The sequence below is a fragment of the Hyphomonas sp. genome, assembly GCF_046313975.1.
Lineage (GTDB): Bacteria > Pseudomonadota > Alphaproteobacteria > Caulobacterales > Hyphomonadaceae > Hyphomonas.
The window spans coordinates 90,828-100,487 of record NZ_JBKBXB010000003.1 but is presented as its reverse complement, the minus strand read 5'-3'; the positions used below and the strand labels follow the sequence as shown (position 1 = coordinate 100,487).

Below are 9,660 nucleotides of genomic sequence, written 5' to 3'. Positions count from 1 at the left end.
AGGCGGTTTGCGGCAGCGTGGCCGATCAGGGCGCAGTCGTATTCCCAGAAGGTGAGCGCCCGGACCGTTTGCGGCGTCCACCCGAAGGCGGCGGCGGCGTTGCCGTAATATTCGGCCCAGTTGAGGAAGCCTCCGGGGAGCGTGCGCCAGACAGGGCGTCCTCCCCCAGAGCCTTTCCCAGGGCTTCGAAGTCCACTTCATCGGGGCTCGCCCGCCGCAGCGCGTGCATCAGCAGGCCGGCCGCCAGCACCCGCATCTCGACCAGGCTCTGCTGCTCCATCCACAGCTGCGCCGTCACTTCGCTTTCCGCTTCCGTGAGCCCGCCGCCGGTCAGGCCGAGACGCAGCACGGCTTTCAGCTCGGCAAGCTTTCCCTCACCGCCGCTGATCGCCCAGAAGAGCTTTTCCAGGGCGGTGCTGGTTTCGGCTTCCAGCCGCTGCAACTCGCCAAAGCGGAGCGCCAGGGCGAAGCGCTGCCCGCCGACAAGGGCGGGCAGCACCGGGTTATGCGGCGTCATCAGGCGGCGTCAGCCAGCACCGTCATGCCGACGAACTCGAGCGTGATCTGCACGGCCGCCGGGCCATCGGTCGGCATGTCGATCGAGTTCAGGATGAAATGGGCCGAGCCCGTCTCCTCACCGATCAGGTCGCCGGTGGCGCCGCCATTGATGGCGTCATAATGCTCGAGCTTCACCAGCACCGGATCGACGGATTCGTGCATCGCGCGCATCTCTTCATACGCCGCCCAGCCGCGATAGAAGCCGGAGCCCGACAGGCTCATGCCCGTCGAGGTGACATCCTTGATCTCGACCGGCGTGGCGCCCGGCGTGTCACAGCCGCGCGAGATCGTGGTCGTGTTGATGTTCTTGGTGAAGGAGAGCTGCTTGCTCTCGGAGATGATGCAGGTTTTCGTCCAGGTCGTGGTTTCGCCGGAGACTTCTCCGAAATACAGCACGAAGTGGCGGCCACGCTCCGTGTTGGCGTGGGTATAGGCGCTCTCGGGCATCCGAGTTTCCTTTCGAGGTTCAGGTTACGGGGCGTGGGCGGTGACGTGCAGCAGCACGTCGATGCGGATGCGGTCGATCCCCGGATCCGGGTCACCGATCGAGCGCAGGCGCTGGGGACGGATGAAGTTCACCGTATGGCCGTCGAGGCTGAGCCCGCCGTTCAGCGCTGCAAACACCGCCCGCGCGATGTTGCGGCACCGCCCGGCGCTTTCGCCCTGGTCCCACACGTCGATCTCCACCCGGAGGCGGTCAGGCGAGCAATCCTCGCCGAATTCTGTCTCGAGGCCCGCGACGATCACAGCCGGATAGCCCTTGACCGAACGGCCCGCCGCCGAGCGCGAGGGCGGTGCATCGAGGATCTGCACCGGCCGGCCGGCGAAGGCAGCCGTCACGGCGGCATCTGCCAGCAGGGCCGCGACGATGGCGCCGATCACCGCATCGGTATTGGTCATTTCGTCGCCGCCAGTCTCTTCGCGGCGCGCGTCGAGGCCGACCGCAGCCGCGAGCGGTAGGTCTTGCGGTTGAGCCGGTAGGTCGGGAAGAAGGTTGGGCGCGCATCGGCGCCGGGATGGTTCATGACCTTGCCCGGAGTCCGCGTCCGGCGGCCATAGACCCGCTCGCCCGCCGCTGTGCCGAACTCGCGCCAGCGCACATAGAACACCTTGTCATCGCCGACGCTGACACCCCAGACGATGCCGAACGTGCCCTTGACTTCGTAGGCATCGACGGTCGCCAGCAGGTTCGGATCATCGGCATAGTTCTTGCGCAGCTGCTCGGCGAAATGTTCCGAATTGCGGCGCGCGGCCTTGGCCACCTCATCCTTCAGCAGCTGTGGCATCCGCCGCATCTTGCGCGCATGGCGGGCAAGGTCCTTGTTACTCATCTTCAGCACGCGTGGCCCCCTGCATCACGGTGAAGGTCAGCCACTGGCCGAGCTCGTCGGGCACCGGCTCCCCGGTGATATCGAATTCCGCCCAGGCGGGCGCGGTCAGGCTCAGCTGGCGCAGCCGCGCATCACTGCCCCAGCTGCGCGTTTCGGCATCAGCCCGCACGGTGATCGTCGCCACGGCGCGGCCCTCGGCGCGCTCGCGCACGGCTTCCTCGCCGCGCAGGTAGCGGATCTCGCAGCGCCGCGAAGCGCCCGCCGTCCAGGCGCCGCGCCCACGCCCCACCGGCGCGGCCCGCTTCAGCACCTGCACCCGGTGGCGCAGCCTGCCCGCCCAGCTCATGTGTCTGTCTCTTCCGGCAGCGCCACGGCCGCACCTTTCGCGGCCAGCTGCTCGAACTGTTCGCGCTTCATCGGCCCTTCCCAGCCCGCCGGATAGTCGCGGTGCCAGGTGCCCTCCGGCGCGCGATAGGTCGCCGCCCGGATGATCCGGGCCCGGATGATGCGCGCCTGCATGCTGCCTCTCAGTCCGGCGTCTGGGCTTCGCCCGCGACGGCGGTTTCGCCGCTGCCGGAGGCCTGCGCCGCCGGCGGATTGTCCCAGGCCTCCACTCCGATGCGCCGGAACGGCGCCATCAGCGCCTTCACGCCCATCGGCAATTCCTTCGGGCTTGCCTGGCTGACCACGACTTCCTCGCGGTTGCGGTACCAGTGGCCCACCAGCAGGCGGACGGCATGCGCCACAGGCGCGGGCACGTCGCCCGGCTCGGGGCCATACCCCGCCTCATAGTCGATGCGCACCGCATCCTCCCGCGGGGCCACATCCGAAGGCAGCTCATAGCCCTCGGCGAACACGACGCGCACCCCCCCGCCCGCCTCGCGCTGGATCCGGCAGGCCGCCGGCTTGATCAGCATTTCGATGCCCGCCGTATTGATATAGGTCACGCGGTGAAGGCCGATGACGGGCGCCATCCGCAGGAGCGGCCGGCGGGAGAAGTCTGGCCAGTAATCGCGCCAGCGCTCCTGCAGCCAGACACGCTGCCAGGGCGTGTCGAGGCCGGTCAGGTGCTCATAGGCCGCCTCACCCAGCGCGGTGATCAGCGCATCGTCCTCGTCATGCTCGACCACAAGATGCGACTTGAGGCTGGCAAGCGGGACGAGCGCTTCGGTCGGCCGGGTCAGCCGGAGCGATTGCAGCGCGGTCATGGGCCTCAGCCGATACCGCCGGGCCCGGGTGCGCCGCCGCTGGGGCCAGGCTGGCTGCCCGGCTCGGCCTTGCCCTTGGCAGCCGCCGCAGCGCGGGCCTCGTCGGCGGCCTTTTGTGTTGCTTCGGCCTGGGCCTTCGCCTCAGCCTCGCGCTCAGCCTTCGCCTTCGCCTCTTCGGCGGCGCGGGCAGCCTCTTCCGGGTGCTGATCATATTCCGTCTCGGTGACCGGCGGGCGCTCGCGCAGATAGGCAATCGCAGGATCGCGCGACAGCCGGGTCGACCAGGCGTCGAGGTCTTTCTTCGTGGCGCGGCGCCAGCTCGGCTCGCCTTCAAGTTCGGCGGCTTCCTCGACTGACCGCGCGACATAGGGCTCGCCCTCAGTGAACACGGTTTCGCGGTAGAGGACGGGTCGCGTGGCAACCAGCACCGGCAGCTTTTTCTGGCTCATTGGGCCATTCCTTCACGTTTTGGGATCGCAGGTCAGGGGGCGGCCGGGCCGCCCCCTGCAGTCGGACATGCCGCGTTTACGTCGTCAGGGCGGTGATGCCACCCGACAGGGTGCCGGTGATCAGCGCGGAGCCGCGATAGATCGCCAGCGCCAGGCGCTCCTCGGCCAGCACCGTCACCATATTCTGGATGAAGTTGCTGCCGTCTTCGGTCGAGAGCAGGACTTCCGGATCTTCGCGGTCGAAGATCTGGGCCGCCTGGTCGAACGCGCCGGTGAGGTAGCTGTTGGCGGTCATGGAATTGGTCGCCACGACCGGAAGGCCCCACAGCGTCGGGCCGAGCTCACCGGCCGGGTAGCCGATGATATAGCGGTTCTGGCCGTCCTTGGTCAGCTCGATCTTCGTCCAGTCGATCGGGTTGAGCACAAAGCCGGAGGCCACATATTCGGCGACCGAGGCTTGCAGGGCGGCGACGCGCAGCACGTCCATCGCGTTCGGAGCGGTCACGCCGCCGGCCGCGATCGGTGTCGAGAACGCCGTCGCAGCGGTGACGAGCCCGCGGATGTTGCCGCCGCTACCGGAGCCCAGCAGCAGCTGCAGCTCTTCACGGAAGGCAAGGCCATAGCGCAGGCGGGAATCGATCTGCGAGGCGAGCCCCGCCGCATCGTCCATTGCCTGCTTCGAGACCTTGATCCAGTGAGCGATGGTCGCAACCTTGGCGTCCTGGAGCTCATAGGTGATATCGGATTCCGCCTTGGAGGTGCCTTCCGTCGCCTGCACGGCGGCGTTGTTGGTGACGACGAGCTCGCGCACGAACTCGACGGCATTGGACGTGGTGCGGCCCTGGGCGAGCAGGCCGCGCACCGTCATCCGGCGGCGGGCCAGCGGCACGACACCATCAAGCCGGTCCTTGGCGATCATCGGGCCTGCGGATTCCGGCACGGAGGTGATCGCCTTAAGGCCAATCGAGCCCTCGATCTTGATCCGGGCCGACTGGCCTTTTTTGCCCTCGAAGCCCTTGAAGGCCTCGCTCTCGACCACCTGCTGGCCGATCGATTTGACCGGGGACGGATCATTGCCGCCGCCGGCCCGCCCGGCCTTCTGGGCGAGGTCGGCCAGCTTCGCTTCGAGCGTGGTCAGCGTCTCGCTGTTCTTCAGGAGGGCCGCATCGACATCCTCCTTCAGCTTCTTCTGGCCCTTCTCGGTATCCGAGAGGCCGGAAGTCAGCTTGCTGAGCTGCTCGGTCATTTCGCCGTGGTTCTTCTTGTAGTCCTTGGCGAGGTCGCTGATCGATTTGACGAGCTCGGCGTTTTCGTTCGCCCCGCTCTCGCCTTCCTTCTTTTCGCCATACAGGCCAGGGTTCGCGGCCACAGCGGCCGCGAGCGCTGTCATCGACAGCGCGGCATTGGTCTTCGACATGGGATGTCTCCGTCAGTGAGTTGAGAGTGCGTCGCGGAGTTCCGCGAGCGCGGCTTTGAGCGCTGTCTGATCGGCGGCATCCCGCTCGCCGGTATAGGCCGAGTATCCGTCGCGCGTGATCCGGAGGGACTCGGTTTTCGAAAAGCCTGCATCCCGCAGGAGTTTCTCGAATTCGCGTTTGGTGAGCTGCCCGCCGGCGGCGAGCTTGGCCTTCACCGTCTCGATGCGGGCCTCGTCATTCGCCGGGAAGGTGACGACCGAGATCTCGCGCAGCTTGAGCTTGGTCAGCGTCCAGATGCGGGTCTCTTCGTCGATTGTGTAGCCGTTGACATAGTAGCCGATCGACAGGCCGGAGATGATGCCGGCCTCGATCATGGCGGCAACTTCCTTGGCCCGGTTGACCGAGCTGGTGAGAAGCTGGCCGCGCACCTTCAGGCCCTTCTCGTCCTCCACCAGGTCGAGATACTTGCCGATCGGTTCATCGGAATTGTGGTTCCAGAGTACCGGCAGAGGCCGGCCGGAGCTGCGGATATCCTTGATCGAATCCGCGAACGCGCCCTGGGCGACAACTTCGTTATAGGAATCGACATTGCCGAACACCGAGCCATAGCCTTCGAACTCGGCGCCGTCCTTGGTCGCTTTGATCTCGAACGCGAAGTCCTTGTAGCAGGCGCCATCAAGACGCTTCGCATACGGACGATTCGGTTCAGGCGGCAGGATCCGGCTCATCATCAGGCTCCGTGGGCTGCGTGCCGGCAACCGGCACCATCTGTTGCTGCATCCGCAGCTCATCGCCGCCGTCTTTCGGCGGCAGTCCGAGCTGTGCGCGGATCTCGTTGGGCGCCTTGATGCCGCCGCGCACATAGCGCTCGGCCACCTCGGCAATCGTCTTGCTGTCGCCCTCATAGAGGGCATCGAGCGGCATCGCGGGCTCATAGCCGCGCGCGCGCTCCTGCGGGCTCATCAGCTGGCGGCGCACCTCGCCCAGGATGCGCTTGACATAGGGCTGCAGCGTCAGGGTCGCATAGGCGCGGAATTGCTGCTCGAGGCCGGTGCCCCAGTTGCTCGCCGCCCCCGTATAGCCGACCAGCCAGGGCGGCATGCCGAACCAGCGGCAGATCTCCTCGACGCCGAACTTGAACTGTTCAAGCATCTGCGCGTCGGCCGGCGTCATCGTCACCGTCTTCACGTCGAAGCCGCCTTCGAGCACCATCATGCCGCCGGCCGACCCTGCGCCCGTGAACGGCGCGACGATATTGTCCTTCACCTGCTGGCGCTGCTCCGGCGTCAGGATGGCCCCTTCCTTGGTGGTCAGGATCATCGACGGCCGCACGCCGTTGCGGATGAGGTTCGACTGGTGGCGCTCCAGGGCCAGCAGGCGCCCGAACGTGTGCCGCGCCAGGGTGATCACCGGCAGGCCGCAATCGAGCTCTTCACCAAAGCCGGGGATGAAGAAAACCTCCGCCTCCGGATATACACCCTTGCGCGGGCCGCAGGTGACGACGAACTCGCGGTATCCGCGCGCATCGCGCCGGCAATAGGTCTGCGGGTGCGGCGGCAGCGGCTCGAGGGCATCGAGCGTACCGCCGGTCGAGAGTTTCAGCGAATAGTGATTGCCGCGCAGCACCAGCTGCAGCATCACCAGCTCCCAGAATTGCTGCGCCGGCTGGTCGGCGTTCGGCTGGTCGCCGAGGATCCGCACCAGGCGGTGATCGGCGGCCCGTTCCAGGGCGCCCGTGCGGCGGTCCACCTTGTTCATCGAGAACGGCAGGCAGCTCACACCTTCCGCCAGTTTGCGGGCGCAGGCATAGGCCGCGCCAATCTGCAGAACACTCTCCTGCGAGACCGTCTCGCCGGCATGGCTTCCGCCGCCGGCGAACTGCGACCAGAACCCGCCATCGGTCAGCCGGATCACCTTGCGGCGCCAGAAATCAAACAGCCCCATGCTCACGCCGCCCGGATGATAGGATTGGACAGGAAGCCCGACAGATCGGCAGGCTTGCTCACTTCAACGGTCATCGACAGCGCGAGCGCGTTCAACGTTGCGGCCACACCGTCGATGCGGCGCACCGACTTCACTTTCGACGGCTTCATGTTGCCGGCATCGTCGATGACGAGCACCGTGTTGGCGACATTCCAGTTCATGATGGCGTGGCCGCCATGCACGAGCTCGTCGCCGATCACCATCCGCTCGAGTTCCGCCGTAGGCGGGCCAAGCGTCAGGAACCCTTGCCGGACCTCCGCACACGGAAGGCCCGTATCGATCAGGTGCTGCACCAGCTGCTGCGCCATGAACGGGTCGAAGCCGAGGCCCTCAATCTGGAACAACTTGCGCAGCGCCTGGATGTCCGCCTCGATCCGGTCGAAGTCTGTCACCTCACCATCGGTCGCCGTGATCAGGCCCATGTCGGCCCAGGCCTGGTAGTTCACGCCGTCCGTTTTCGTCCGTTCCCGGATGTTGTCTGCCGGGCACCAGTACTTGAGCGCGAGCACCCATTTGCCCGGCGCCGCCGGATTGTCCGGCGGGAAAAGCAGCGCCAGCGCGGAAAGGTCTTTCACCTTCGCCAGGTCAAGCCCGGCATAGCAGCGCGCCCCCACCAGCTTCTGCCAGTCGATCGGGCGGGCGCGGTCATCCCAGTTTTCGCGGCTGATCCAGGCCGTGACACTGTCCGTCCAGATGTTGAGGTGCAGTCGCTTGAAGCTGTTCTCTTCGGCCTTCGACTGTTTCGCCTTGCGGTAGGCATCGCGCAGCGCTGAGAGCTTCGGCGCCCCATGCTTCAGGCCGGGATTCGCCTTGGCCCAGGTCGCCTCGTCTTCCCAGTTGTCATTGGCGGCCGCCGCAAAGATCCGGACATACAGGTCCGGCCGGTAGAGCAATCCCTGGCGAACCTGAAGGGCCGTCAGGTGAAGCTCGCCGCACAGGCTCGCGAGGTCATGGCCTGCTGTCGTGATGAACACCGACAGCGGCTGGCGCCGTGTCCCCTGGGCGGTCGTCATCGCCTCATACTGGTCGCGGCCCTTCCACTCATGCACCTCGTCGCCGATGACCCCGTGCGGGTTGAGGCCGTGCTGGTTGGCCTTGCCGAGCGGCTTGAAGCTGGAATCGCTCTCACCGTGCACCATGCCGCGCTTCGTCGCCTCGATGACCGCGGCGAGCCTCGGGTGCCCGCCGACCATCGCGACAGCGTCGTCATAGACGAGCTTCGCCTGCTTCTCGCTGCCGGCGATCGAGTAGATCTCGGCCGCCGGTTCCTTGTCGCCGACAAGCAGGAACAGCGCGATCGCAGAGGCGAGCGTTGACTTGCCATTCTTGCGCGGCACCTCGATCCAGGCCGTGCGGTGCTTGCGGAATCCGTCTGCGCCGAACCATCCGAACAGCTGCCGGATGATCCGGCGCTGCCAGGGCGCGAGCTTCAGCGGCTTACCGGCCCACTCGCCCTTGCGATGGCGGCAGAAGGTTTCGATCCAGCGCACCGCGCGGTCGCCCTCGTAAGGGTCGAAGATCCACAGCGCGCCTGTCTGGTCGCGATAGCCCCAGAGGCGCGGCTGCGCATTCAGCCGCCGGCGCTCACGCACCCGCTCGGCGAAGGCCGCGACATCCGCATCATCCGGCCCCGCCAGCCTGAACCTAGTTGAACCGGGCGGGGTCGGCATCATCGCCGGCCTCGGTTCCATCCGCCCCCGGACGTGTGAAGAGATCGCCGTCACCGCCCGACCGTCCGAGCAGCTTGAGCGTGAGGTTGGCGCGCGCCAGCGGCGTCATGCCGAACCGGTCTTCCAGCTCTTTCAGCGCCTGGGCGGTCGCCCGGCGCTCATTCAGCAACGGATGGCGGCGCCACATCGCGCCGGCCTTGCCATCGCCGTCCTTGGCGATCGTCGGCACCAGGATCGTCGAGCCTTCGTTGCGGATCTGCTCGCACATGGCCCAGTAATCGCCGACCATGTCGCAATACCGGGTCAAAGCCTGCTGATCCGTGCGCTTAACCCGCCCGGCCTTGATCAAATCGGGCACAACCTGTGCCCAAACTGCCCTTCCACGGCTCGAAAGTTCACCCGGAATCGACCCGTCGAGGCCTTCCGGCGCCGCCTCTTCCGGCAGCTCGTCAGCATCAGCCATGACGACCTCAAAAAAAAATCCGCCCAAAAACACCCCGGGCGCAAAGATTGATTGGGCCGCGGGTCCCGGAACGGGGGGCCCCACGGTTTTCTACCCCCCCCAGGGGCGGCGCAGGCCGGTCTTGCGGGCCTCGGCGTAGGCCGTCCGCCACTCCCAGACGCGCAGCGGCTCGAGCGCGCTCAGCACGGGAAGCCCGAGCTCAAGCGCCGCCGCATCGAGCGCCAGCTCACCGCGATCCTCTAGCTCCTGCTTCGGCCCGTCATGCCAGGCCTTCGCCATCGGCACCCAGAGCTCCTTGCGCCAGAACAACCAGCTCAGCCCGCAATGCGGATACCAGTGATCGAGCGTGTCAGCCGAAGCCGTTCGCCCGTCCAGCTTCAGCGACGGACGGCACAGCGGCTCGCGCTGCAGCACGGTTGCCCGCGCCGCCCGCCACCGGACGCCATAACCCCGGCTGGCCGCCGAGCCGCGCTGATCGTGATCTGCCGCCGAGCGGTCGCCATAGTCCGCCGGGCTGACCCGGGCTGCGCCCGTTGCCCGCTTTGGCCCGATGACCGGAGGCCGCATCGCCATCATCCGC

14 protein-coding genes are annotated in these 9,660 nt (G+C 66.9%); all 14 read right to left on the bottom strand.

The features are described 5' to 3' along the window. Positions 1-25: 25 nt before the first annotated feature. The gene (locus ACK4TE_RS02220) at positions 26-517 is read right to left on the bottom strand and encodes a GTA-gp10 family protein (protein ID WP_409909841.1); all 492 of its coding nucleotides are present in this window, start codon (positions 515-517) and stop codon (positions 26-28) included. After that, the gene (locus ACK4TE_RS02215; RefSeq protein ID WP_409909840.1) at positions 517-1,005 is read right to left on the bottom strand and encodes a phage tail tube protein; all 489 of its coding nucleotides are present in this window, start codon (positions 1,003-1,005) and stop codon (positions 517-519) included. The genes ACK4TE_RS02220 and ACK4TE_RS02215 overlap by 1 nt, the downstream gene beginning before the upstream one ends. Positions 1,006-1,029: 24 nt before the next feature. Continuing rightward, entirely contained in the window at positions 1,030-1,458 is a 429-nt protein-coding gene (locus ACK4TE_RS02210) for a DUF3168 domain-containing protein (RefSeq protein WP_409909839.1), read from the bottom strand. After that, positions 1,455-1,898 (bottom strand): hypothetical protein, encoded by a 444-nt coding sequence (locus ACK4TE_RS02205; RefSeq protein WP_409909838.1) that lies wholly within the window; start codon positions 1,896-1,898, stop codon positions 1,455-1,457. Before ACK4TE_RS02205 ends, ACK4TE_RS02210 begins: the two co-directional genes overlap by 4 nt. Beyond that, complete coding sequence (locus ACK4TE_RS02200; protein WP_409909837.1) at positions 1,882-2,235, bottom strand: head-tail adaptor protein; 354 nt, start codon at positions 2,233-2,235, stop codon at positions 1,882-1,884. Before ACK4TE_RS02200 ends, ACK4TE_RS02205 begins: the two co-directional genes overlap by 17 nt. After that, the gene (locus tag ACK4TE_RS02195; RefSeq protein WP_409909836.1) at positions 2,232-2,408 is read right to left on the bottom strand and encodes a hypothetical protein; all 177 of its coding nucleotides are present in this window, start codon (positions 2,406-2,408) and stop codon (positions 2,232-2,234) included. Before ACK4TE_RS02195 ends, ACK4TE_RS02200 begins: the two co-directional genes overlap by 4 nt. Positions 2,409-2,416: 8 nt before the next feature. Next, on the bottom strand, positions 2,417-3,097 hold the full coding sequence (locus ACK4TE_RS02190) for a head-tail connector protein (RefSeq protein ID WP_409909835.1): 681 nt from the start codon (positions 3,095-3,097) through the stop codon (positions 2,417-2,419). A gap of 5 nt (positions 3,098-3,102) precedes the next feature. Further along, positions 3,103-3,546, bottom strand: coding sequence for a hypothetical protein (locus ACK4TE_RS02185; RefSeq protein WP_409909834.1), 444 nt, complete (start codon positions 3,544-3,546; stop codon positions 3,103-3,105). Positions 3,547-3,622: 76 nt separating this feature from the next. Beyond that, entirely contained in the window at positions 3,623-4,963 is a 1,341-nt protein-coding gene (locus ACK4TE_RS02180; protein ID WP_409909833.1) for a phage major capsid protein, read from the bottom strand. A gap of 12 nt (positions 4,964-4,975) precedes the next feature. Next, entirely contained in the window at positions 4,976-5,692 is a 717-nt protein-coding gene (locus ACK4TE_RS02175) for an HK97 family phage prohead protease (protein ID WP_409909832.1), read from the bottom strand. Continuing rightward, positions 5,670-6,908 carry a phage portal protein gene (locus tag ACK4TE_RS02170; RefSeq protein ID WP_409909831.1) on the bottom strand — a complete coding sequence of 413 codons (1,239 nt, stop codon included), beginning with the start codon at positions 6,906-6,908 and terminating at the stop codon, positions 5,670-5,672. The genes ACK4TE_RS02175 and ACK4TE_RS02170 overlap by 23 nt, the downstream gene beginning before the upstream one ends. 2 nt (positions 6,909-6,910) lie before the next feature. Beyond that, entirely contained in the window at positions 6,911-8,617 is a 1,707-nt protein-coding gene (locus ACK4TE_RS02165) for a terminase large subunit (RefSeq protein WP_409909830.1), read from the bottom strand. After that, positions 8,592-9,080: a phage terminase small subunit P27 family gene (locus ACK4TE_RS02160; protein WP_409909829.1), complete on the bottom strand. Its 489-nt coding sequence runs from the start codon at positions 9,078-9,080 to the stop codon at positions 8,592-8,594. The genes ACK4TE_RS02165 and ACK4TE_RS02160 overlap by 26 nt, the downstream gene beginning before the upstream one ends. Before the next feature lie 90 nt (positions 9,081-9,170). After that, positions 9,171-9,653, bottom strand: coding sequence for a hypothetical protein (locus ACK4TE_RS02155; RefSeq protein ID WP_409909828.1), 483 nt, complete (start codon positions 9,651-9,653; stop codon positions 9,171-9,173). Positions 9,654-9,660: the final 7 nt, after the last annotated feature.